We start from the raw sequence: 22,464 nt of genomic DNA, 5'->3' as shown, positions 1-22,464 counted from the left end.
AGGGTGGCGGTGCGGCGGAAGGCGTTGACCGGGCTCACCCAGCGGACGATCTCGTCGGCCGCCGTCGGGGCGAGATCCGGGTCGGCGCGCAGCCGCTCCCACTGGTCGGGATTGTTGATCATGGCGAACATGCCGCCGGTGATGGCGTTGCGCGTGGTCTCGTTGCCCGCGAACATCAGGAGCAGGAAGAACAGGTCGAACTCCAGCTCGGACAGCTCCTCGCCGTTCTCGTCCGGCGAGATCAGCTTCGTGACGATGTCATCGGCCGGGCAGCCGCGCTTCACCGCGCCCAGGTCGTTCGCGTACTGGTAGAGCTCCATCACGGCGACCGTCGCGTCGCCGTCCTTCGCCAGCCGCAGGTCGGTGGCGGAGGCGAGCCGGTTCGACCAGTCGAACAGCTTCTGGCGGTCCTCCAGCGGCACCCCCATCAGCTCGGCGATGACGATGAGCGGCAGGTCGGCGGCGCACAGCTCGACGAAGTCGCCGTTGCCGGCGGCCAGCGCGTCATCGACGATGGTCTCGCTGGCGCGGCGCAGCCGCTCCCGCATCTGGCTGACCATCCGGGGAGTGAAGCCGCGGTTGACCAGACCGCGCAGCCGGGTGTGCTCCGGCGGGTCCATGTTCAGCATCATCAGCCGCTGCTGGGCGCGGTCCTCCTCGGGCATCTCGCCGAGGATCGCCGTGCACCTGCTGGAGGAGAACAGCTCCGGGCTGCGGGAGACGCGCATGACGTCCGGGTGGCGGGTCACCGCCCAGAAGCCGTCCGGGACCTGGTCGTCGGGGTGGCGGAACACCGGCGCCTGCGCCCGCAGAAGCTGGAAGTCCTGGTGCGGGATGCCGCTCTCGTAGCGGCCTGGGTCGTAGACGTCGATGGTCTCCAGCGACATGGGGCTCCTCCGGATCGGCTGGACGGCGATTGCCCCGAATATTTACGTTTCTGCCAGTGACTGTCAATTGTGTAGGTGGGCGGCTCCGGCTACCATATATTTTATTCATGATCTGATCGTTCTCGGCGAGGGTGCGGCCCCGGCGAGCGCTCGGCCGGCGTGACGGCTTGGAAGCCCGGCCGGCCGAGCCCGGATGTTGGAGGTCCGACGATGTATCCCGGCCTGCACGCGACCACCCACCCGGACCGGCCTGCCGTGATCATGAGTGGCTCCGGCGCCCGGATCACCTACCGCGAGCTGGACGAACGCTCCACCCGGCTGGCCCGTCTCTGGCACCGCCACGGCCTGCGCCCCGGAGACACCGTGGCGCTGGTGGCGGAGAACCAGGTGCGCTACCCGGAGGTCGTCTGGGCGGCCCTGCGCTCCGGCCTGTACCTGACCGCCGTGAACTGGCACCTGGCCCCGGCGGAGGCCGCCTGGCTGGTCCAGGACTCCGGCGCCCGGGCCCTGGTCGCCACGAAACGCTTCGGCGCGACGGCGGTGGAGATCGCCCGACGGGCCCCGGCCTGCGGCCTGCGGCTCATGATGGACGGCACCGAGGATGGCTTCGACTCCTACGAGGAGGCGCTGGCGGCCAGCTCCGCCGAACCGCTGGCCGAGCAGCCGCGCGGGGAGTTCATGCTCTACTCCTCCGGCACGACCGGCCGGCCCAAGGGCATCCGCCGCCCGCTGTCCGGAGACCCGGTGGACCGGCCCGCCCGCGGCGGCATCGCCGCCATGGGCACGTTCCTGTTCGGCATGGACGAGAGCAGCGTCTACCTGTGCCCGGCGCCGCTGTACCACGCGGCGAGCCTGCAGTGGGCGGTGTGCGTGCACGAGCTCGGCGGGACGCTCGTCGTCATGGAGAAGTTCGACGAGCGGGCGGCGCTCGCCGCGATCGAGCGGGAGCGCATCACCCACGTCCAGGTGGTGCCGACCATGCTGGTGCGGCTGCTGAAGCTGCCCGCCGAGACGCGGCTGGGGGCCGACGTGTCCAGCCTGCGCCGGGTCATGCACGCGGCCGCGCCCTGCCCGGTGGAGGTCAAGCGGGCGGTCATCGACTGGGTCGGCCCGATCGTGGACGAGTACTACTCCGGGACGGAGGGCTGCGGCGTCACGTACATCAGCTGCGCCGACTGGCTGGCGCACCCGGGGTCGGTGGGCCGCGCGCTGGTCGGCGTCCCGCGGATCTGCGACGACGAGGGCCGGGAGGTACCGGCCGGCACCCCGGGGCTGCTCTACTTCGAGCGGGACGAGGCGCCCTTCGAGTACCACGGCGACCCGGAGAAGACCCGGGCCAGCCGCCACCCCGACCACCCGAACTGGACGACCTGCGGCGACCTGGGCTACCTCGACCCGGACGGCTATCTGTACCTGACCGACCGGAAGAACTTCACCATCATCTCCGGCGGCGTGAACATCTACCCGGCCGAGGTCGAGGCGGCCCTGGTCATGCACCCGCAGGTCGCCGACGTCGCCGTGTTCGGGCTGCCGGATCAGGAGATGGGCGAATACGTGCACGCCGTCGTGCAGCCCGTCGACGGCGTCGAGGGCACCCCCGAGCTCGCCGAGCGGCTGCGGGCGTTCGCGCGCGGCAGCCTCGCCGGTTTCAAGGTGCCGCGGGTCGTGGTGTTCCGGTCCGAGCTGCCGCGGATGCCCACCGGCAAGCTCGCGAAGGGCCAGCTGCGAGCCGAGTACCTCCCCGCGACCACCGCCGCGACCGCGACCGCGACGGCGACAGCAAGCACGATCGCGACCTCGACATCCTGAACGGCGCACGGGGGCAAGTCGAATATTATATTCGAATTCTGGCCCCGTACCCGCGCCGACATCCGCCGCCGCGAGCAGACGACCCGCTCCCGCCCGCCCGCCCCACACCGAAGGACCCGACGCCATGTCGTTCCCCCTGGGTGTACCGGTCATCGACACGATGATCTCGTTTCCCGCCCGGGACTCGTCCCAGTACGACTTCATCCGCCGCCAGCTCAAGGATGCCGAGTCCANGGCGTTCGAGTTCCCGGCCGAGTACATGTTCAAGGGGGTGCCGCACGACCTGCCCACCGACGACCCGGNGAGCGTCACCCTGCGGGAGATGGACCGCTTCAACATCGAGAAGGGGCTGATCGGCTGCCGGGGCGAGGCGGCGGAGCTCGCGCTGCGCACGTTCCCGGACAGGTTCGTGCCGAGCACGTCGATCGAGAACCCGTCCGATGTGATGGGCAGTGTGCGCGGTCTGGTGGCCGACTTCGAGACGTACGGGGTGCGGGCGGCCACCGTGTTCCCCGCCGGGACGTTCCCGCAGGTCGCGATCAACGACGAGAAGATGTACCCGGTCTACGCGAAGTGCGTGGAACTGGGCATCCCCGTCTTCGTCTGCGCCGGCGTGCCCGGGCCGCGGCTGCCGTTCGCGCCGCAGAAGGTCGAGCTGATCGACCAGGTGATGTACGACTTCCCCGACCTGGTGTTCGTCACCCGGCACGGCTGTGAGCCGTGGACGGACCTCGCGATCAANCTGCTGCTGAAGTGGCCCAACCTGTACTACTCGACGTCCGCCTTCGCCCCGAAGTACTACCCGGCGGACATCGTCGCCTTCGCGAACAGCCGCGGCGCCGACAAGGTCATCTACGGCGGCTACTTTCCCATGGGCCTGACCCTGGAACGCATCATGCGGGACATGCAGGATGTGCCCTTCCGTGACCACGTATGGCCGAAGTTCCTGCACGCCAACGCCCGCCGAGTTCTGAAACTGGACGCCTGAGCCGGTGCGCGGCGCCCGCCGGCCCGCCGGAACCGGTGGCCGGATTGCCAGCCAGCGGCAGCGAGGAGAGACAGACGTGTCCATCGGCCTTGACTCCAACCACGCGGCGCTTGCCGACTCGGTCCGGGGCTTCGTCGCCCGCCACGCCCCGTCCGCGGCCGTGCGGGCCGGGCTGGCCGGCTGGGTCGGCGGCGAGCTGCCCGCCTACTGGCCCGCCGTCGTCGAGCAGGGGCTGACCGCCCTGCACCTGCCCGAGGAGTACGGCGGGGCGGGCGCCGGGCCGGTCGCGCTCGCGGTCGTCGTCGAGGAGGCCGCCCGCGGTCTGCTGCCCGGGCCACTGCTGCCGTCGCTGCTGACCAGCGCGGTGCTCGCCCGCCACGGTGACGACGACGTGCGCAAGCGAACCCTGCCCGCGCTCGCCGAGGGCGCGCCCGCGGCCACGGCACTGTCCGCCGCCGGGCTGAGCGCGGTGCCCGGCGACGCCGGTGGGTACCGGGTCAGCGGATCGACCGAGCCGGTGCTCGGCGCGGCCGGTGCCCGGTTGCTGCTGCTCGGGGCGAGGACCCCTGACGGCGGCGAGATCTGGTTCACCGTCGCACCGAACCCGGCCGAGGGCGAGCGCGTCGAGACCACCGCCGGTGAGCCGGTCGACCACACCAGGTCGGTGGGGTCGGTCACCCTGCGCGACGTCGCGCTGGCCCCCGACCAGCTGGTCGCCGTCACGTCCGCGCAGGTGCGGGCGGTCGCCGCGGTGCTGTTCGCCGCCGAGGCGGTGGGGCTCGCCCGCTGGTGCCTGGACGCCGGCCTCGCCTACGTGAAGGTCCGCGAGCAGTTCGGCCGGCCGGTCGGCTCCTTCCAGGCGATCAAGCACAAGTGCGCCCGGATGTTCGTCGACGTCCAGACCATGGCCGCGGCCGCCTGGGACGGCGCCCGGGCCCTCGACGAGGGAGACGACCAGCTCGCCCTCGCCGCCGCCGGTGCCGCCGTGGTCTGCCTGCCGGGCGCCACCGAGCTCGGCCTGGCGACGATCACCCTGCTCGGTGGCATCGGCTACACCTGGGAACACGACACCCATCTCTACTGGCGCCGGGCGATGACCCTGGAGAACCTGCTCGGGCCGACCAGCCGGTGGCAGCGCGAACTCGGCGAGCTGGTGCGCACCACCGCCCGCGACTTCGACGTCGATCTCTCCGGCGCCGACCCCGCCTTCCGGCGGCGGATCGCGGGCATCCTCGCCGAGGTGGCGGCGCTGCCCGCCGACGGCCCGGCCCGGCGGGTGCGCCTCGCCGCGGAGGGGCTGGTCGTGCCGCACTACCCGCGGCCCTACGGCCTCGGCGCGAGCCCCATCGAACAGCTCGTCATCCAACGGGAGTACGAACGCGCCGGCCTGGAACCCCCGATGCTGATCGTCGGTGACTGGGCGCTGCCGACGATTCTCGCGCACGGCACCGACGCCCAGCGGGACTTCTTCGTGCCCGGGACCCTGCGCGGCGACATCGAGTGGTGCCAGCTGTTCAGCGAGCCCGGCGCCGGCTCGGACCTCGCGGCCCTGTCGACCCGGGCCGAGCGGGTCGAGGGCGGCTGGCGGCTGACCGGGCAGAAGGTCTGGACGTCGAAGGCCCACGAGGCGCAGTACGGGATCTGCCTGGCCCGCACCGACCCCGAGGCACCGAAGCACAAGGGCATCTCCTACTTCCTGGTCGACATGCGCGCGCCCGGGGTGGAGGTCCGGCCGCTGCGCGAGTCCAACGGCGGGTTCCTGTTCAACGAGGTGTTCCTCAACGACGTCCTCGTGCCCGACGACCGGCTGGTCGGCGAGGTGAACCAGGGCTGGACGCTGGCCCGCACCACACTCGGCAACGAGCGGGTGAGCATCAGCGGCATGCAGCACATCCCGACCGCCCTGGCCGAGCTCGCCGGCACACCTGGCCTCGCCGCGGCGCCGGCGGACGTCCTGCGGGAGCTGGGGGAGACCTTCGGGCCCGCGCACGCGCTCGCCGCGCTGGCGCTGCGCACGACCCTGCGCAGCCTGTCCGGCCTGCGCCCGGGGGCGGAGTCCAGCGTCTCCAAGGTCCTCGCGGGCACGCTGGCGACCAGGGTGGCCGAACGCGCGATGCGCTGGACCGGGCCGGCCGCGGCCATCGCCGACGGACCGGCCGGAGCCCTGGCCCAGGGCTATCTCACGGTGCCGCCGAAGCTGATCGGCGGCGGCACCGTGGAGATCCAGCTCAACGTGATCGCCGAACGGATCCTCGGCCTGCCGCGCACCTGAGCCCGAGCCGCACCTGAGCCCGAGCCGCACCCGAGTCGCGGCGACGCTCCTTCTACTGGACGGGAACCCGATGGGCATCACGATCGATCTGACCGGACGGCGCGTCCTGGTGGTGGGCGCGTCCACCGGCATCGGGCGGGCGACCGCCCTCGCGTTGGGCGGCGGCGGCGCGCGGGTCGCCGCCGTCGGCCGGCGTGCCGGGCTGCTGGACGAGCTCGCCACCGCCCTGGACGGCGGGCTCGCGCTGCCCGCCGACCTGCGGCAGGAGACGGAATGCCACCGGGTGGTGGCCGCGGCGACCGCCGCGTTCGGCGGGCTCGACGCGGTGCTGTTCCCGATCGGTTCCTCACCGCTCGGCCTCCTCGCCCGGACGGACGCGCCGACCTGGACCGACACCTTCGCCACCAACGTCGTCGCCCCGGCGCTGGTCACCGCCGCCGCGGTCACGGCTCGGGGTGACGAGCCGGGGCTGTTCGTCTACCTGTCGTCCAGCGCAGTCGGGAACCCCGTGCACGGCCTCGGCACCTACGCGGCCAGCAAGGCGGCGCTGGACCACTCGATCCGCAGCTGGCGCCTGGAACACCCCGAGCACCGGTTCCTGCGGCTCGCGGTCGGCGCGACGATGCCGACCGAGATCCACCGGGAGTTCGCCGACGACCTCCTCGGCGAGCTGCTGCCGAAATGGGCCTCGTCCGGACTCGTCACCGCCGACTTCATGCACGTCGACGACGTGGGGGCCGCGATCGCCCAGGCGACCGCGCTGGCCCTCGGGCACCCGGGCATCGCACTCGACGAGCTGACCCTCAACCCGGCCAGCACCCCGCTCGACCCGGCCGGGCTCGCCGACCTGAGCGCGCACGCGGCATCCGGCCAGCGCCCGGCCGCGGCCACCGGCCAGCGGAGCGACGGGGCGGCCGGTCAGCGGAGCGACGGGGCGGCCGGCCGATGAGCGGCCGGCCGGCGTCGGCGCCGCTGGTCACCGTGGAGCGGATCGACGGTTTCGCGGTACTCACCCTCAACGACCCGGCGCACCGCAACGCGCTGTCCTACGAGATGAGCAGCGCGCTCGCGGCGGCCGTCGAGGAGGTCATCGCCGCGGGCGCGGGCGCGATCGTGCTGGCCGCGACCCCGCCGGTGTTCTGCGCCGGCGGCAACCTGGACGACCTGATCTCGCCGCGGGTGCCGCTCGCCGACACCTACGCCGGCATGCTCGCGGTCGCCCACGCCCCGGTGCCGACCATCGCGGCCGTCGGCGGCGCCGCGATCGGTGCGGGGGTGAACCTGCCGCTGGCCTGCGACGTCATCATCGCCGCGGAGTCGGCGTCGTTCGACCCGCGGTTCCTCGACGTCGGCATCCATCCGGGCGGCGGGCACCTGTGGCGGCTCGCGGAACGGGTGGGCACCCAGGGGGCGGCGGCGCTCTCCCTGTGCGGGGACAGGCTGACCGGTGCCGAGGCGGCCCGCAGCGGGCTGGCCTGGCGGTGCGTGCCGGACGACCAGCTGACCGAGCAGGCCTTCCGGCTGGCCCGGCGCGCCGCCGGCCGCCAGCGCGATCTGGTGATCCGCACCAAGCAGACCCTGCGCGCCACCGCCGCCTGCACCGGGGCCGACGAGGCGGTGGCGCTCGAACTGGCCGCCCAGCAGTGGTCCGTCGACCGGCCCGGCTTCGCCGACCACGTCCGCGCGGTCCGCGACCGCCTGCGGGCCGCCCAGGGGCGGCGCGCGACCACCTGACGTCAGAAACGCATGCCGGGGCCGCGGGTCTCGAACAGGTCCTGGTTGATGATCTCGCCGAGTTTCGCCGCGTCCCAGCGCTGCTGGCCGGCGGAGATCACCTTGCGCTCCTTCCAGCCCTGCATCCAGATGATCCGGTCCTCGATCGAGCGGATGACCTGGCCGGTCACGTGGTCGGCCTCGTCGCTCGCCAGCCAGGCGACGAGCGGGGAGCTGTTCGACGGGTCCATTCCGCGCCACTCGTCGTCGGGGACCTCGTCAGGCTCGTAGGAGTCGCCCATGCCCGGGATGCTCGCCGTGATGCGGGTGAGGCCGGACGGCCCGACCGCGTTCACGGTGACTCCCACGCGGTGCAGTTCCAGCGCGAGTGTCTGGGTGATGCCGACGATCGCCGCCTTCGCCGCGGCGTAGCTGGACTGGCCGAAGTTGCCGCCGAGCCCGGCGCCCGAGGTGGTGTTGATGATCCGTCCACGCACGGTCTCGCCGCTCTTCGCCGCCGCGCGCCAGTGCCGGGCCGCGTGGTGGCAGGTCGACCAGGTGCCGCGGACGTGGACGCGGATCACCGCGTCGAAGTCCGCCACCGGCATGTTCCACACGGCGGCGTCGCGCACGATGCCGGCGTTGTTCACCAGGATGTCGAGCCGACCGAACGCGTCGAGAGCCCGCTGGATGAGCGCCGCGCACTGGTCGTGGTCACCGACGTCGGAGTAGTCGGCGACGGCGCTGCCGCCGCGCTTCTCCACCAGGGCGACGGTCTCGTCCGCCGCCCGGCCCTGGCCTTCGCCGCGCAGGCTCCCGCCGAGGTCGTTGACGACGACCTTCGCGCCCTGCCGGGCGAGTTCGAGCGCGTGCCCGCGCCCGATGCCGTGGCCGGCGCCGGTGACGATCGCTACCTTGCCGTCGAGCAACCCCATAGGTCTGCCCTTTCGTTCCACGTCGGCCGGGGTCGAGCGACACCCGGCCGGCTGCCTGCACCAGGAATCAGTTGTCTTCGGGTGGTCCGAACGCGCCCTCGGCGCGCAGCTTGTGCACCCGCTCGTCGTCGTAGCCGAGTTCGGCGAGCACCTCGTCGGTCTGCTGGCCGGGTGTCGGCGCCCGCCGGGCCGGTACCGGGTTGCGGCCGTCGAGGCGTACCGGGAACGGGATCTCGTCCACCCCCAGCTCCGCGGCGGGCAGCCAGGGCAGCCGTTCGGCGAACTGCGGGTCGGTGTCGATCGACCGCGGGGAGTTCACGGGGGAGAGGGGGGTGTCGACCTCGCCGCCGAAACGCACCCATTCCGCGGTCGTGCGGCCCGCGAAGATCGTGCGCAACTCCTCGCGCAGCCGCACGTCGCCGCGGGCGTGGTCGGCGTACTCGGCGCCGGGCCGGGCCTCGTAGAGGTCGAGCCGGCCGACGCCGGCGCAGAAGTTGCGCCAGAACCGCCGCTCCGAGGCCATGAACAGGATGTGGCCGTCGGAGGTCGCGTACACCTGGTAGCGGACGGCGTCGCGCATCCCGCCGGTGCCGGGCTCGCGCCGTTCGTAGTCGTCGGCCGGGTTGCCCGTCACCTCGTCCGCGGGCCGCCGGTAGGCGCGGTAGGTCTCGATCCGCAGCCAGTCCATCGCCGCGGCCGCGTCGGACTGACCGACCTCCACGTGCCGGCCCTGCCCGGTCTCGCGGGCGGAGAGCACCGCGGAGACCACGGCGAGCGCGCCGTACAGCGGCCCCGCGTGGATGCCGATCGAGGCGTGGTCCGGCAGGTAGGTGAACCCGTCCTCGTCGACGGCGGGCGCGACCACCCCGGCCCAGGTGTCGTAGGCGATGCCGTGGCTCGGCAGGTCGCGGTAGGGGCCGCTCGCGCCGTAGCCCGAGATGGACGCCAGCACGATCCGCGGGTTGAGCTCGCGCAGGGCCGCGTAGCCGAGTCCGCGGCGCTCCAGCGCGCCGGGCCGCATCGCCTCGACCACCGCGTCCGCCGTCCGGGCGAGGTCGCGGAACACCGCGACACCGCCGTCGGTGCGCAGGTCGAGCACGATGCTGCGCTTGCCGCGGGAGATGTGCAGGTGCAGCAGGGAGACGCCGTCGACGAACGGCCACACCATGCGGCGCACGTAGTCGCCGCCCGGCGGCTCCACCTTGACGACGTCCGCGCCCAGGTCCGCGAGATGGGTGGTGAGGGCACCGGGGCCGAGCATCGAGACGTCGACGACCCGTACACCGGCGAGGGGGGCTGTCGCGTCGGGCATGCCGGGCCTCCGTTTCAACGCGGAGGGCCGAGCCGGTGGGATGACCGGCGACTCTCCTGGCGGGTGATTGAATACGTTATATAATCTGCGACTGTCGCGTACCGCTTCGCGGGGAACCGCCGCCGGTCGCGGCACCGGGCCGTCGCCGAGTCGGGCGCAGGTCTGCCCGGGGCTCGACGGTGGGCAGCGCGCCCGCCCCGGCGCGAAGGGGTGCCTCATGAACGCGCGACCAGCGGCCACCGCGGCAACGGTGGCACCGGCAACGGCGGCGGCAACGGCGACACCTGCGGGAACGGGCCCGGCCACCGCCACCATCCCGGCGGTGTTGGCCCGGGCGGCCGCCCGGTGGCCGGCCGACGAGGCCCTCGTCGACGGTGACCGACGGCTTACCTTCGCTGATCTCGACATCCGGTCGGCCGAGGTGGCCCGTGCGCTCGTCGCCTCCGGCGTCCAGGCCGGTGACCGGGTGTCGGTCTGGGCGCCGAACAGCTGCGAATGGGTGCTCGTCGCCCTGGGTGCCTATCGGGCCGGGGCGGTGCTGGCGCCGATCAACTCCCGTTTCAAGGGGGGCGAGGCGGCCCGGATCCTGCGCACCGCCGGCTCCCGCCTGCTCTTCGTCGTCGACGGTTTCCTCGACACCGACTACCTCGCGATGCTTGCCGACCAGCCGCCCCCGCCGGGGCTGGACGAGATCATCCTCCTGGGTTCACCCGGACGGCCGGGCGCGACCGGCTGGGCGGACTTCCTCCTCCGCGCCGCGGAGCCGGCGACGGGGGGCACGCCGGCGGCGACGGGGAACGGTCACGGGCACGGGCACGGGCACGGGAACGGAGCGCCGGGCGGTGACAGGCCGGCGGGGCTCGGCCGCCTCGGCGCCGAAGTGGCGTCCCGTTCCGCCGCGCTGACGGGCGACGATCTGTCCGACATCGTCTTCACGTCCGGGACGACCGGCGCGCCGAAGGGCGCCATGCTCACCCACGGGGCGTCGACCGGTGTGTACACCTCGTGGTCCGAGATCGTCGGGCTCCGCCACGGCGACCGCTACCTGCTCGTCTACCCGTTCTTCCACACCGCCGGGCTGAAGTCCGGCCTGCTCGCCTGCCTGCTGACCGGTGCGACCCTGGTGCCGCACCCGGTGTTCGACGTGCCCACGGTGCTGCGTCGGGTCGCCGAGGAGCGGATCACCATGCTGCCCGGCCCGCCGGCGATCTACCAGAGCATCCTCAACACCGACCTGTCCGGCTACGACCTGTCCACCNTGCGCCTCGCCGTCACCGGGGCGGCGTCGGTGCCGGTCGAGCTGGTCCGCCGCCTGCGTTCGGAGCTGGGCCTGGAGACGGTGCTGACCGCCTACGGCCTCACCGAGACCACGGGCACCGCCACCGCCTGCCGCCACGACGACGACCCGGAGACGATCGCGCGGACGTCCGGCCGGGCGATACCCGGCGTCGAGGTGCGGGTCGTGGACGACACCGGCACCCCGCTGCCGCCGGGGGAACCGGGGGAGATCGTCATCCGCGGCTACAACGTGATGCGCGGGTACTTCGACGACCCCGCCGCCACCGCCGAGACGATCGACGCCGACGGCTGGCTGCACTCCGGTGACATCGGCGTGCAGGACGAGGCGGGCAACATCCGGATCACGGACCGCAAGAAGGACATGTTCATCGTCGGCGGCTTCAACGCCTACCCGGCCGAAATCGAGGCGATGTTGCTGGAACGCCGCGACCTCGCGCAGGTCGCGGTGATCGGCATCCCCGACGAGCGGCTCGGCGAGGTCGGAATGGCTTTCGTGATCCCCCGCGCGGGGTCCGCCGTCGACCCGGCGGAGGTCATCGCGTGGAGCCGCGAGCGGATGGCCAACTACAAGGTGCCGCGCCGCGTGGAGGTTGTCGACGCCCTCCCGATGAACGCCACCGGCAAGATCATAAAGTACGAGCTGCGCGCCCGGGTACGCGAGCCGGAGCCGGAGCCCGGGCACGGCTCGTCCGCGTCGGCGGGCTGACGCTGAATGGCCGGGTGGTGCTCCCTTCCCGTCACCTGCTGCGGGCCAAGGACCTGGTGGACGGCCGGTACGCCGAGCCGCTCACCGTCGCTGACCTGGCGGTCTTCAACGATCCGCCGACGGCCCAGCCCTACGGCATCGACACGTCGTTGCGCGACCCGTCCGGCAACAACATCCGGCTGACCCAGGTGATGGAGTTCGTGGCTGACCGCGCGGGCGAGATCGGGGAGGGTGCTGTGACTGGTCGCCCCGAGTTCGATACGAAGGGTAAGGGTTAACCGACAGTTGTCAGGTCAACCGGCAGTACGCCGGTCAGCACCAGGATCGCGATGGTGACGCAGGGCAGGGCGAAGCCCCACAGCATCTGCCGGATCACGCGGCGGGCGGCTGGAAGCGCGCCGGTTGCCGCGGCCCCGCGCAGCGCCGCGAACCGCCGGGCCTGAGCGTCGGAGGGCCGATCGGGAAGCATTCCCGCCAGCGCATCGGCCAGGACTTTCGCCTCGGCCCGGTCGGCGCACGCCTCCGCGTCGGCGCGTTCCTCCTGGATCCATCCGTAGAGCCGGTGGGCGCGGCGGACGCAGGTCACTCCGACGGTGGTGATCGCGACCAGCAACGCCATCTGCACACCCGCGGGAATGCGGGCGCAGAAGACGACACCGGAATCCACGAACGCCAACACCGGAGCGAACGCCCGGTAGGGGGCGAGGACCCGGCGGTGCAGCGCGTCGCGGTGGCGGAGGTGGGAAAGCTCGTGGCCGAGCAGCACCCGGGCCCGCTGGGGGTTCTTGCGGAAGGCTGCCGTCCACAGCGTGGGTATGACGAGCAGAAGGCGCGGGTCGCGGATGTTCCGTCGCCACAGCGCCCGGCCGCCCACCGCCGCCAGTGGGAGCAGCCCGACTGCCGCGACGGCGAGCAGGGTGCCCGTCACGGCGTCCAGCCAGGCTGGTGGGTTGTCGGGCCAGAAGGCGGCAACGACGCCGAGAACGGCGCNGGCCGCCATGAGCGGTCGGCGGTGGCGAACCGACCAGTCCGACGCCCTTCCCAGGCGCCCGGGCGCCTGGGAAGGGCGGTGTACGACGGCGAGGTTCGCGGTCGGGGTGATCAGGAAAACCGCCGGGACACTGGTGGCGGGTAGGCCCGTGAGGGAGGTGACGACCTCGCCGACGGGCGCCCATTTCGGCGCCGCCCAGTCGACGGGTCTGGTCTCCTGCGCCGCCAGATCGTAGGAATAGGCGTCGTTGCCGAACCGCTGCATCGCGAAGGCGAAGGGCACGGCGGTCGCGAAAACGGCGGTGAGAATCGGTACGGCGACGGCCGACACCACGGCATCGATCACCGTGGTGCCGCGGTCCCACCAGCCGAGTACCACGAGAATCGGGATCAGCATCGCGAACGGCGCGAGGGTGGCCAATACCAGACCGGTCTCGGCGCGGGCCAGCGCCTCGGCCCGTGCAGCCGTTCCCTCCGGTTGGTCAGGCATCGTCCGAGTAGCGGACGGGTCTAGGCACCTGTGGGTCCGCGAGGGCCTGGATCTGGACGGTCACGATCAGTTGCAGCTGCGCCGCGTCCACCGCGAGAGCGGTGGGCAGTGCCACCCGGACCTGCTCGGTCAGCTGCCCGGCCACGACGTCGACGGTCACCTTGGCTTCGGTGGCCGCGTCGCGGGCCTGGTCGGTCTCCGTGCCGGCGGACGGATCGTGCGGGTCGACCGGGCCGCGCCGGAACAGCCGGCGTGCGAACAGGGTGACCCCGGAGACGGTGCCGTCGGCGGCCAGGTCCTCCAGGGCCGCCAGCACCCGAAGAGCGATTTGGCCGAGGACCGCCAGGCCGATGCCGAGGAACACGTCGACGTCCAACACCCCGGTGGCCGCGTCGTCCGACCGGCCTGGATCGAAGACGGGCAGCGCCCCGTTCCCGGTGACGATGTCGGCGTAGTCGTCGAAGAAATCCTCGTGTTCCTCCGGCGCGAACCGTCGACCCGACGCATCCACCATCGCCAGCAGACGCCGTACATCCGCGGGCGGTATCAATCCAGCCATCCGTCCCCCTCACCCCACCGGAAAGGCCCGACCAGAATGTCACACCGGCACTGGACCCGAACAGATGCGCCCGGTACGGACTTGCCGGCCTGCGTCAGTTGCCCCGAGGAACGGAAGCCGGGGCTTCGGGACCAGTCCGGATAATGNCCCCGCCGGCGTAACACCGACCCGACGGGTAGGCTGTTCCTCCCACTTCGGAATTTCTTTCCCTTTGACAAGTGATGAGGATCGCCGATGGCTCTCCGGGACAAGCTCGCCGCACGCGCCCAGCCCTACCTCGCGCCGGGGGAGAGCGTGCAGCACGTATTCCAGGCGCAGACCGGGCCGACGCCGTACTTCTTCTTCCTCACCTTGTTGATCATCTTCTGGATCCGATACAGAATCGTCGTCGTCACCGACCAGCGGATTCTGGTTCTCCAGGCGGGAGCCTTAACCGCGACCAAGCCCAAGGGAGACAGCCCGGTCGCGGTCCTGCCGCGCGAGACCGTTCTGGGGCCGGTCAGCGGCCTGTGGGGGACGACCGAGGCCACCGGCGAGAAGCTGCGGGTTCACAAGCGTTTCCACAAGGACATCGCCGCCGCGGACGCGGCGATCAGGCCGTGACAGGACCCCTTGCGTGACCCGACATCCCATCTCTACCGCTGCTCGCGGTCCGCGAGGCCCAGTGCGGCGACGAGCGCGGCGGTCAGGGGCTCGCGCAGCTCGTCGGCGGTCGCGGTGGACAGTCGGGTGAGCGTCGCGGCGTCGCGCGCGACGCCGACCCCGAACAGCAGGGCGACGGCGAGCTCCGCGGCGAGCTCCGGATCGGCTCCCGCCGTCGTGCCGCGCAGGGGGAGGAGAACGGTGTCGAGCCGTTCGCGGGTGGCCTGGCGGGCCGCGGTGTCGACCTCGCGGCGGAACACGTTCTGAGCGGCGGCGCTCACGCCGGTCGACGTCCACTTGTCGAGCGCCCGGTCGATCAGAGCGCGCACCGCCGCGTGCGGGTCGGGCGCCGGCTCGGCCCCGGGCTCGCCGGCGCCGGCGCTCTCGCCGGCGGCCGGTTCCCGGGCCGAGCGCGGGCCGGCTTCGGTCACGCCCGAGTCGCCGCCGGCAGCGACCTCGTGCGCGCCGGCACTGCCCCGGCCGGTCTGCCCGATCAGCGGATCGGCTGCGAGGACCGCCTGGTACAGCCCTTCCTTGCCGCCGAAGTACCGGGCGATGAGGGCGGGGTCGACGCCGGCGCGGTCGCCGACCGACCGGATCGCGGTGCCGGCGTAGCCGCGCTCGGCGAACAGGTCGGCCGCCGCGGCGAGCAGCGCCTGGCGGCTACGGGCCGCGTCGCGCCGCCGGGTGTTGTTCATGGTTGGACATCTTGCGCCATCACGAGTCCCGAAGCGGAGCTGCCCGCGGACTCCTCCCGCAGGGTCTCCAGTCCTGCCCGGCGGGGGGCTGGGAGGGAGCGGCTGTCCGCGCGCGGCGACGGGCGCAGTGCCAGTGCGGCCAGCATGGCGAGCAGGCTGACACCGCCGGCCACGGCGAACGCCACGGTGTAGCCGCTGTTGGTGGGCTCGGCCTGGCCGGCGGGGGTGTGCGCGGCGAGCAGCGCCGCGCCGAGCACGCTGCCCACCGAGCCACCGGCGGTCCGCATCACCTGGTTGAAACTGGTGGCGCTGCCCGTCTCCTGGGCTGGGACGGCTCCGATGATCAGGGTGGGCATCGCCGCGAAGGCCAGCCCGATGCCGATGCCGAATCCGAAGGTGGCCGCGCCCAGCTCGACCAGATGATCGTGGCGGAAGGCCAGCCCGAACTCGGCGAGCGCGGCGGCGAGCAGCCCGGTCAGCAGCAACCCCCGGGCACCGCCCGTGCGCGGTCCCAGCCAGCGTGACCACCGGCTGGCCAGCACCGTCCCGGCCGCCATCGGGAGGATCACCAGGCCGAGCATCGTCGGGGAGACCCCGAAGCCGTAGCCGGTGGACGTCGGAGCCTGCGCGAGCCGGTTGATCAGAGTCATCGCGATGAACATGCCGAAGCCGGCGAGTGCCGCGCACACGTCGGCGATGAGCACCGGCCGGGCCGCGAGGTACCTCAGCTGGATCAGCGGGTTCGCTGTGCGCAGCTCGACCAGCACCCAGGCGACCCCGCAGGTGACGGCGGCCGCGAGCAGCCCCAGCACCGCGGGCGACGTCCAGCCCCAGGCCGCGCCGTCGCTCAGCGCGAGCAGCAGCGGGCTGAGGGCCGCGGCGAACAGCAGTGCCCCCGGCAGGTCGACCCGCCCGGCCGCCGGCCGGGCGCTCGGCCGGCGGGGGACGACCGTGAACACGGCGGCCATCGCCACCGCGGCCAGCCCGGCCGCCACCCAGAAGCCGGCGTGGTAGTCGAAGCTCTCCGCGAGCAGGCCGCTGAGCGGGTAGCCCAGGCCGGCCCCGGTCGCCACCGTGATCGACAGCGCGGCGATGCCCGGGGCCAGCCGGGCCGGTGGCAACAGGTCGCGGGCGATCGCCAGTGCCAGCGGCATCAGGCCCATCCCGACGCCCATCAGGCCCCGCCCGACCAGCAGCTGGGTGAAGTCGTAGGCGGTGGCGCAGAGGATGGAGCCCACCGCGACGGAGCCCAGCCCGGTCAGCATCACGGCGCGCCGGTGCTGGCCGTCGCCGAGCCGCCCGAGCAGGGGGGTGCAGGCGGCGCCGATCAGCAGCGTCAGGGTGAGCAGCCACTGGGCGTCGGCCAGCGAAACATGCTGTGCGGTCGCGATCGTCGGGATCAGCGGCGTGCCGAGGGTGCCGATGACCGCGATCACCAGACCGCAGTAGACGAGGACGGCGAGCAACAGGCGCGGGCGCGGATGGGTCGAGACACCGGAACGCGGCCGCATCCCACGGATTCCCCGCCTTCGCCGGGTGCGCCGCTTCCGCTGATCTCCGCCGGTCGGCTCCGTCCGGGCTACGCCGCCCTGCTCCTGCTCCTGCTTCCCGTGCACCTGTGCCCCTGCCTTTCGGCTCTGCTGGCTCGTTCGGCCGGTGGCTCGTTCGTCCGGCGGACGGCAACGGATGTCATCGTACGATGACATCGGCTGAGGACAAAGGTCGGCGCAGGTTGTCTGCCGGTGCGTCAGCCGGTGTGGACGACCCGTGACGTGCTTCCGGAAGGTGGCCTGCCTTAAGGTGACGAGGTAGGCCAAGGGGGGATCGCGAGCGGAGCCCGTAACGGGGCGCCGCCGGTCTCGTCGAGCGCGGCGGCGGTTTCGCCCTGTGTACGGATCACGGAGGTCGGCATGTCAGGAGCGTCGAAGCGGCGGCGCTGGAGTGCGGCCGACGTTCCCGACCTTTCCGGGCGCACCGCCGTCATCACCGGGGCGAACTCCGGCATCGGCTTCGAGACGGCCAAGGTGCTCGCGGCCCGTGGCGCGACGGTCGTCATGGCCTGCCGCAACCCGGTCAAGGCGCAGGACGCTCTCGACAGCATCCGCTCGGCCACGCCCGACGCGGACATCTCCGTGCTGCAGATGGACCTCAACTCGCTCACCTCCGTCCGCAAGGCGGCCGAGGCGCTGGTCGGGGAACGTCCCGTCATCGACGTGCTCATCAACAACGCCGGTGTGATCCTGCTGCCCTACGGCAAGACCGAGGACGGTTTCGAGCAGCACTTCGGCATCAACCACCTCGGCCACTTCGCCTTCACCGCGCTCGTGCTCGGGGCGGTCGCCGCCGCGGAGGCCGGCCGCGTCGTCACGGTCGGCAGCAACGGCCACTTGTTCGGCAAGATGGACTTCGACGACCCGCACTTCACGCGCAAGTACAGCCCGTTCAAGGGATACGCCCGCTCGAAGCTCGCGAACCTGCAGTTCGCCTACGAGCTGCAGCGCCGGCTCACCGCGGCCGGTTCGCCGGTGCAGTCGCTGGCGGCGCACCCCGGCGGTGCGAACACCGAGGTCGGCGGCATGAACGTCGGCCCGGTCAAGATGAAGATCAAAAAGGTCATCGACCGGATCCCGAACCCGGTCGTGCACCCGGCCGCCAAGGGCGCGCTGCCCGTTCTGCGCGCGGCCACGGACCCGTCGGCGCGGGGCGGCGAGTACTACGGGCCGTCCGGGCTGCTGAAGATGACCGGTCGTCCGGTGCCGGTGAAGTCCAACGCCGCCTCGCGTGACGCGGCGGCCGCCGAGCGCATGTGGGTCCTCTCCGAGGAACTGACCGAGGTCACCTTCCAGGTGTGAGGTCACCTTCCAGGTCTGACGCCGGTCAGCGCAGGCCGTGCCGGCGGGCGACCGCGCGTTCGACCGCGGAGCGGGGCAGCAGGCGGCGCAGCGCGAACACCAGCGGGGCGTTGCTGCCCACCGCGTAGAGCGGTTTCGGGTGCCGGGCCTCGACCGCCCGCAGCACGGTCGCGGCCACCGCGCCGGCCGTGATCCCGTTCGCCTCGTTCGCGTTGAGTGCCGCCAGCATGGTGCGGTACCGCGCCGCGTGCGGGGAGTCGGCGGCGAGGTACTGGGTGCGGCGCTCGCTGATCCCGGTGTTGACCGATCCGGGCTCGACCGTGCTGATCCACACACCGTAGGGGGTGACCTCGCGCCGGGCGGCGTTCGCGAAGCCCTTGATCGCCGCCTTGGACGCCACATAGGACGAGCGGTAGGCGAGCGGGAAGCTGGCCAGCATCGACCCGACCATGATCACCCGGCCGTGGCCGCGCTCGCGCATCCCGGGGAGCACCAGCTGGGTCAGCCGCACGGCGCCGAACACGTTCAGCTCGAACAGCCGCCGCACCGCCTCCATCGGCAGCTCCTCCAGCGGCCCGCTCTGGCTTTCGCCGGCGTTGTTCACCAGGACGTCGACCGGCCCCACCGCGGCGACCAGGCTCTCGACCGCGGCGGAGTCGGTCAGGTCGAGCGCCCGGTACTCCACCCCGGGGACCGGCTCGGCGACCGTCGCCGGGTCGCGGCTGGTGCCGATCACCCGGTGGCCGCGGGCGACGAGCGCGGCGGCGACCGCCGCGCCGATACCGGACGAGGCACCGGTGACCAGCGCGACCCCGCCGGCGCCACCGGGGTTACCGCCTTTGTCGATCACGAGTTCTCCAGGTCGAGGATGATGGTCCGCGGGCCGACGTTGACGCTTTCGACCAGCATGTGCGCGCGGAACCGGCCTGTCTCGACGTGGGCGCCGCGGGCGCGCAGCGCCTCGGCGACGGCGGTGACCAGCGGTTCGGCGATCTCGGCTGGCGCGGCCTTCTGCCAGCCGGGCCGCCGGCCGCGGCTGGTGTCGGCGTAGAGGGTGAACTGGCTGACGAGGAGAACCGGGGCGCCGGTGTCGGCCGCCGACTTCTCGCCGTCGAGGATCCGCAGCGTGTGGATGCGGCCCGCGAGCTTCTCGGCGGTCGCCGCCGTGTCGGTGTGGGTGACGCCCACGAGCACGAGCAGCCCGTCGCGTATCGAGCCGACTACCTCGCTGTCCACAGTCACCGAGGCTTGGCTGACCGTCTGCACCACCGCGCGCATACACCGGAGTCTGGCAGCGGACGCAGGAGCAGGCGCAGGCGGTAGGGGTGCGGTGGGGAGGGTGCGCGGCCGGAACGTGTTCGGGGTTCTCTCGGTCAGAGTCGGCGCCGCCGGTCCGCGACCTGCCGCACCGCCGCGAGCCTGCTCGTGACCCGGAACCGCCGTGTGTCCGCCGGGTCCACTCCGCCCGGCCTTTTCCTCGGCTGACGCCGACCGGCCGCGTCGCGTCACTCGCCCACGGGCGGGCGCTCGCCGTGCAGCGCGGTCAGTACCGGGTTCGCTGGGAAATCCGCGCAGGCGACAGAAAGAACCTTCTCCCTGCCGCCTGCCACGACGCCGTTCCCGACCAGCTCGCCGACGCGACGCCAGAAGCTGATCGGGTCGTTCCATTCTGGCAGTCGCTGAATCGGTAGGCCCGCGCGCGCAAGGGCTTCCCGGGCGGACTTTGGGTCGCAGTAGATCCGGGCGAGTGTCTCAAGTTCGAGTTCCGTGAGGACGCCCGGATTACTTGAGGTCTGCTGGGCGGCCTCGTAGTCGGCTCCCGTGGCCGATCCGGTCGGTGGAAAGCGGGACGGGTCAGCGGAACCGGAGCGGCGCTGGGTGCTCAACTCGTGGTCGGCCTGGAGTGACATGCCGAAAAACCCGCCGCGATTGTCGAACGTTCCGATATTTCCCACAGTGATCTGCGGCGAGTGTTCGCCGTCCGGGTGTGGAAACNCGCTTCCCACGGCTGCTACTCCTCTCACTGGCGCCGCCTTAGAGGTCGCCGGCGGGACTGCTGGGAGGTGCGGCCATGGCGGATATCACCACCCTGTTTCCCAGCTGTCCGCCACGGTTGTCGATGTTCCCTATTCTCTCGATATTCATCACGTTGTGAATGATTTTTGCGACCTTGTAGTCCTCCCTGTGTCGCAGGGCGTCGATGACCAGGTGGATGGCGGAGATCGCGCCTGGATCTCGGCTGGCCAGGGCGTCGACCCGGGCCTCGCCGCTCCCGAGTGTCATGACAAAGATGCGCCGGTCTGGCTGGAGGATTGGCGCGACAATCGCGAAGCCGATGACGGCGCTCAGAACGACCAGCAACGGCGTGTGTATCTGGACTACCCACTCCTCGTCGTCAAGAGTCGAGGCGAAGGGGAACCACAGGAGGCTGGGGATGAACCATGGAAAGGCCTTTGAAATCCGTTGAAGCCGGAGGCCTGCGTAGCCGACAATGCGCCGCTCGCGGGAGATCTGTGCTACGTTGCGAAGATTGTAGACGTTGAATCCGACATACAGGAGGCCGTCGCTCACCCGCACATGCGTTCCCAAGCCGTCTCGCATCTTTCTCCCGTCGGCGCCTGGCGTCGTACATGTTCCCTTCGCCCAGGATCACCATAGCGCTGAACGGTGTCGGGAAGGATCAGATTGACACGATCCATCCTTGGCTTGCTTTTGAGCAGCTTTTTCGCTCACCCCCGCCGTCCCTCAGGGCGCGGGCGAGGCCAGTTTCTCGGCGAGGCGGAGGAGGTCGCCCGCGCGTACCTTGCCGACCTCGGTGCGGGGGAGCTCGTCCACCTGGACGAAGCGGGCGGGCACCTTGTAGGGGAGCAGGTGCTCGCGGGCGACGTCCCGAAGCGCGTCCGGGACGAGCGTGGCGCCCGGGGACGTCACCACGAACGCCCACGGCACCTCGCCGAGGCGGTCGTCGGGGACGCCGACGACGGCGCAGTCGGCGACGCCGGGGGAGAGGCGCAGCACCTCCTCGACCTCGCCGGGGAACACCTTCAGCCCGCCCCGGTTGATCATGTCGGAGACGCGGCCCTCGATCCAGACGAAGCCGTCGGGGTCGATGCGGGCGATGTCGCCGGTGCGGAACCAGCCGTCGGGGGTGATCCGGTCGCCCAGCGCGGAGCCGTCGGCGTACCCGGCGGACACCGCGGGGGTGCGCACCTGCAGCTCACCGGGGGTGTCGACGGGCAGCTCCGCGCCATCCGGGCCGACGACGCGCGGGGTGACCCCGGCGTGCGGCCGGCCGACGGAGCCGAGCCTGGTCTCGCCGAACGTGCGCGCGTCCGCCGCGTTCCAACCGATGATCTCGCCGCCGATCTCGGTCTGGCCGTAGCAGTTGAGCACGGTGACGCCGAACCGGTCGCGGAACATCCGGGCGCGCAGCGGGGAGAGCGGGGCGGTGATGCCACGGACGTAGCGCAGCGGGGCCAGCGAGGTGATCGCCGGGTCGTCCGTGAGCATGTTCATCGCCGCGGGTGGCAGCACGGTGGAGCGGATGCCGTGCCGGGCGACGGCCGCGGCGAACGCCGCCGTCGTGAACGTCGGCATGATCACTACCGGCGCGCCGACCCGGAACGCGAACAGCACGTTGTAGATGCCGGCGGACAGCGACATCGACGTCGGGATGAGGTTCGGCATCGGAGCGGCCCGCCTGGCCAGGTCGCCGGCGGCGGCGTCGCCGACCAGCTTGCGCAGCACCGGTTCCAGCAGCGCCAGGTAGCCGGCGTGGCGCAGCAGCACCGGCCTGGGCTTCCCGGTCGTCCCGGAGGTGAACTGCACCAGCGCGATGTCCGGATCGTGGGCGGGGACGGCCGGCGCGGTCCCCACCTCAGGCGCCTGCCGCCAGGCGATCGGCGTCGCCTGGCCGTCAGGGGCGAGGCCGGTGCGCTCGTCCGCGTCGGAGACGATGACCGGCAGGCCGGTGTCGGTGAACCGGCCCGACCACGCGGCGAGGGTGACGACCGCCGCCGGATGCACCGCCGCCACCAGGTGGGCGATCTCGGCGTCGGCGCTGCGCGGGTTCAGCGGCACGTACACCGCGTCCGCCGACCAGACGCCGAACATCGCGGCGACGACGTCCGCGGTGTTCGGCAGCATCACCGCCACCGGGTGACCCGGCCGCACCCCGGCGGCGCGCAGCCGCGCGGCGAGGTCGACGGCGCCCTGGCGCAGCGCCGCCCGGGTCACCGCGTGCTCCGCGACGAAGACAGCCGGGGTCGTCTCGTCGTCCGGGCGGGTTTCGAGCAGGTCGACCAGCCGCATC

Annotated in this window: 20 protein-coding genes and 5 pseudogenes; 13 read left to right on the top strand and 12 right to left on the bottom strand. The window is 72.2% G+C overall.

What is annotated here, in order from left to right:
• A partial coding sequence (locus UG55_RS46680; RefSeq protein ID WP_396230812.1) for a cytochrome P450 occupies window positions 1-887 on the bottom strand: 887 nt, incomplete at its 3' end.
• Between the two features lie 210 nt (window positions 888-1,097).
• On the opposite strand from UG55_RS46680, the gene UG55_RS05705 reads away from it, so the two are divergent.
• The 8 genes and pseudogenes from UG55_RS05705 to UG55_RS05685 all read left to right on the top strand — a co-directional run bounded on the left by UG55_RS05705 (window position 1,098) and on the right by UG55_RS05685 (window position 7,690).
• Complete coding sequence (locus UG55_RS05705) at window positions 1,098-2,696, top strand: acyl-CoA synthetase (RefSeq protein ID WP_066063805.1); 1,599 nt, start codon at window positions 1,098-1,100, stop codon at window positions 2,694-2,696.
• Between the two features lie 22 nt (window positions 2,697-2,718).
• Window positions 2,719-2,929 (top strand): annotated as a pseudogene (locus tag UG55_RS46675) (hypothetical protein); the annotation flags it as partial.
• A gap of 1 nt (window position 2,930) precedes the next feature.
• Window positions 2,931-2,998, top strand: a pseudogene (locus UG55_RS46670) (hypothetical protein); the annotation flags it as partial.
• A 1-nt stretch (window position 2,999) separates the two neighbouring features.
• Window positions 3,000-3,437 (top strand): annotated as a pseudogene (locus UG55_RS32810) (amidohydrolase family protein); the annotation flags it as partial.
• A 1-nt stretch (window position 3,438) separates the two neighbouring features.
• Window positions 3,439-3,684, top strand: a pseudogene (locus UG55_RS32805) (amidohydrolase); the annotation flags it as partial.
• Between the two features lie 76 nt (window positions 3,685-3,760).
• A complete protein-coding gene (locus tag UG55_RS05695) occupies window positions 3,761-5,956 on the top strand; it encodes an acyl-CoA dehydrogenase (protein ID WP_066063801.1) in 2,196 nt (731 codons plus the stop codon).
• 70 nt (window positions 5,957-6,026) lie between these two features.
• Complete coding sequence (locus tag UG55_RS05690) at window positions 6,027-6,905, top strand: SDR family oxidoreductase (protein ID WP_066063800.1); 879 nt, start codon at window positions 6,027-6,029, stop codon at window positions 6,903-6,905.
• Window positions 6,902-7,690: an enoyl-CoA hydratase-related protein gene (locus UG55_RS05685; RefSeq protein ID WP_066063798.1), complete on the top strand. Its 789-nt coding sequence runs from the start codon at window positions 6,902-6,904 to the stop codon at window positions 7,688-7,690. Before UG55_RS05690 ends, UG55_RS05685 begins: the two co-directional genes overlap by 4 nt.
• A 2-nt stretch (window positions 7,691-7,692) precedes the next feature.
• On the opposite strand, the gene UG55_RS05680 is transcribed toward UG55_RS05685, so the two are convergent.
• Both UG55_RS05680 and UG55_RS05675 read right to left on the bottom strand, forming a co-directional pair.
• Window positions 7,693-8,604, bottom strand: coding sequence for an SDR family NAD(P)-dependent oxidoreductase (locus UG55_RS05680; RefSeq protein WP_066063796.1), 912 nt, complete (start codon window positions 8,602-8,604; stop codon window positions 7,693-7,695).
• 67 nt (window positions 8,605-8,671) lie between these two features.
• Complete coding sequence (locus tag UG55_RS05675) at window positions 8,672-9,916, bottom strand: CaiB/BaiF CoA-transferase family protein (RefSeq protein ID WP_066063791.1); 1,245 nt, start codon at window positions 9,914-9,916, stop codon at window positions 8,672-8,674.
• 217 nt (window positions 9,917-10,133) lie between these two features.
• Between UG55_RS05675 and UG55_RS32800 the strand changes: the two are divergent.
• The 3 genes and pseudogenes from UG55_RS32800 to UG55_RS32790 all read left to right on the top strand — a co-directional run.
• Window positions 10,134-11,174, top strand: a pseudogene (locus UG55_RS32800) (AMP-binding protein); the annotation flags it as partial.
• Between the two features lies 1 nt (window position 11,175).
• On the top strand, window positions 11,176-11,921 hold a 746-nt coding region (locus UG55_RS32795), incomplete at its 5' end, for an AMP-binding protein (RefSeq protein WP_242423785.1).
• Between the two features lie 17 nt (window positions 11,922-11,938).
• Window positions 11,939-12,199, top strand: a complete 261-nt coding sequence (locus UG55_RS32790; protein WP_242423784.1) for a hypothetical protein — start codon at window positions 11,939-11,941, stop codon at window positions 12,197-12,199.
• Window positions 12,200-12,912: 713 nt separating this feature from the next.
• Here UG55_RS32790 and UG55_RS29835 read toward each other — a convergent pair.
• On the bottom strand, window positions 12,913-13,401 hold a 489-nt coding region (locus UG55_RS29835; protein ID WP_206779346.1), incomplete at its 3' end, for a hypothetical protein.
• Window positions 13,394-13,960, bottom strand: coding sequence for a hypothetical protein (locus tag UG55_RS05655; RefSeq protein ID WP_128422858.1), 567 nt, complete (start codon window positions 13,958-13,960; stop codon window positions 13,394-13,396). The genes UG55_RS29835 and UG55_RS05655, both read right to left, overlap by 8 nt.
• Before the next feature lie 234 nt (window positions 13,961-14,194).
• Here UG55_RS05655 and UG55_RS05650 point away from each other — a divergent pair, with 234 nt between their 5' ends.
• Window positions 14,195-14,563 carry a hypothetical protein gene (locus tag UG55_RS05650; protein ID WP_066063783.1) on the top strand — a complete coding sequence of 123 codons (369 nt, stop codon included), beginning with the start codon at window positions 14,195-14,197 and terminating at the stop codon, window positions 14,561-14,563.
• Between the two features lie 32 nt (window positions 14,564-14,595).
• Here the strand turns inward: UG55_RS05650 and UG55_RS05645 are convergent, their stop codons facing one another.
• The gene (locus tag UG55_RS05645; RefSeq protein WP_066063782.1) at window positions 14,596-15,300 is read right to left on the bottom strand and encodes a helix-turn-helix domain-containing protein; all 705 of its coding nucleotides are present in this window, start codon (window positions 15,298-15,300) and stop codon (window positions 14,596-14,598) included.
• Window positions 15,297-16,811 (bottom strand): MFS transporter, encoded by a 1,515-nt coding sequence (locus UG55_RS05640; RefSeq protein ID WP_083986438.1) that lies wholly within the window; start codon window positions 16,809-16,811, stop codon window positions 15,297-15,299. Before UG55_RS05640 ends, UG55_RS05645 begins: the two co-directional genes overlap by 4 nt.
• A gap of 399 nt (window positions 16,812-17,210) precedes the next feature.
• Here UG55_RS05640 and UG55_RS05635 point away from each other — a divergent pair, with 399 nt between their 5' ends.
• Entirely contained in the window at window positions 17,211-18,152 is a 942-nt protein-coding gene (locus UG55_RS05635; protein WP_066063781.1) for an oxidoreductase, read from the top strand.
• Window positions 18,153-18,177: 25 nt separating this feature from the next.
• Here the strand turns inward: UG55_RS05635 and UG55_RS05630 are convergent, their stop codons facing one another.
• From UG55_RS05630 to UG55_RS05610, 5 genes are all read right to left on the bottom strand, one after another.
• Window positions 18,178-18,999, bottom strand: a complete 822-nt coding sequence (locus UG55_RS05630; RefSeq protein WP_066064159.1) for an SDR family oxidoreductase — start codon at window positions 18,997-18,999, stop codon at window positions 18,178-18,180.
• Window positions 18,999-19,430 (bottom strand): D-aminoacyl-tRNA deacylase, encoded by a 432-nt coding sequence (dtd, locus tag UG55_RS05625; RefSeq protein WP_066063778.1) that lies wholly within the window; start codon window positions 19,428-19,430, stop codon window positions 18,999-19,001. The genes UG55_RS05630 and dtd overlap by 1 nt, the downstream gene beginning before the upstream one ends.
• 227 nt (window positions 19,431-19,657) lie before the next feature.
• Window positions 19,658-20,062: an effector-associated domain EAD1-containing protein gene (locus UG55_RS46665; RefSeq protein WP_396230817.1), complete on the bottom strand. Its 405-nt coding sequence runs from the start codon at window positions 20,060-20,062 to the stop codon at window positions 19,658-19,660.
• A 124-nt stretch (window positions 20,063-20,186) separates the two neighbouring features.
• Window positions 20,187-20,723, bottom strand: a complete 537-nt coding sequence (locus UG55_RS05615; protein WP_128422857.1) for a hypothetical protein — start codon at window positions 20,721-20,723, stop codon at window positions 20,187-20,189.
• 174 nt (window positions 20,724-20,897) lie between these two features.
• A complete protein-coding gene (locus UG55_RS05610) occupies window positions 20,898-22,463 on the bottom strand; it encodes a class I adenylate-forming enzyme family protein (protein WP_066063772.1) in 1,566 nt (521 codons plus the stop codon).
• Window position 22,464 lies beyond the last annotated feature (1 nt).

Origin of the sequence: Frankia sp. EI5c (genome assembly GCF_001636565.1) — a bacterium.
Classification (GTDB): Bacteria; Actinomycetota; Actinomycetes; order Frankiales; family Frankiaceae; genus Parafrankia.
Note: the sequence above shows the minus strand (reverse complement) of the source record. Positions and strands in the feature narration are given on the sequence as shown.

Coding starts and splice junctions, on each gene's coding strand:
- UG55_RS05685 (WP_066063798.1), top strand. CDS start 6,902: ATGAGCGGCCGGCCGGCGTCGGCGCCGCTGGTCACCGTGGAGCGGATC.
- UG55_RS05610 (WP_066063772.1), bottom strand. CDS start 22,463: ATGCGGCTGGTCGACCTGCTCGAAACCCGCCCGGACGACGAGACGACC.
- UG55_RS05640 (WP_083986438.1), bottom strand. CDS start 16,811: ATGCGGCCGCGTTCCGGTGTCTCGACCCATCCGCGCCCGCGCCTGTTG.
- UG55_RS05635 (WP_066063781.1), top strand. CDS start 17,211: ATGTCAGGAGCGTCGAAGCGGCGGCGCTGGAGTGCGGCCGACGTTCCC.
- UG55_RS05705 (WP_066063805.1), top strand. CDS start 1,098: ATGTATCCCGGCCTGCACGCGACCACCCACCCGGACCGGCCTGCCGTG.
- UG55_RS05645 (WP_066063782.1), bottom strand. CDS start 15,300: ATGAACAACACCCGGCGGCGCGACGCGGCCCGTAGCCGCCAGGCGCTG.
- UG55_RS05675 (WP_066063791.1), bottom strand. CDS start 9,916: ATGCCCGACGCGACAGCCCCCCTCGCCGGTGTACGGGTCGTCGACGTC.
- UG55_RS05690 (WP_066063800.1), top strand. CDS start 6,027: ATGGGCATCACGATCGATCTGACCGGACGGCGCGTCCTGGTGGTGGGC.
- UG55_RS46665 (WP_396230817.1), bottom strand. CDS start 20,062: ATGTCACTCCAGGCCGACCACGAGTTGAGCACCCAGCGCCGCTCCGGT.
- UG55_RS05650 (WP_066063783.1), top strand. CDS start 14,195: ATGGCTCTCCGGGACAAGCTCGCCGCACGCGCCCAGCCCTACCTCGCG.
- dtd (WP_066063778.1), bottom strand. CDS start 19,430: ATGCGCGCGGTGGTGCAGACGGTCAGCCAAGCCTCGGTGACTGTGGAC.
- UG55_RS05655 (WP_128422858.1), bottom strand. CDS start 13,960: ATGGCTGGATTGATACCGCCCGCGGATGTACGGCGTCTGCTGGCGATG.
- UG55_RS05680 (WP_066063796.1), bottom strand. CDS start 8,604: ATGGGGTTGCTCGACGGCAAGGTAGCGATCGTCACCGGCGCCGGCCAC.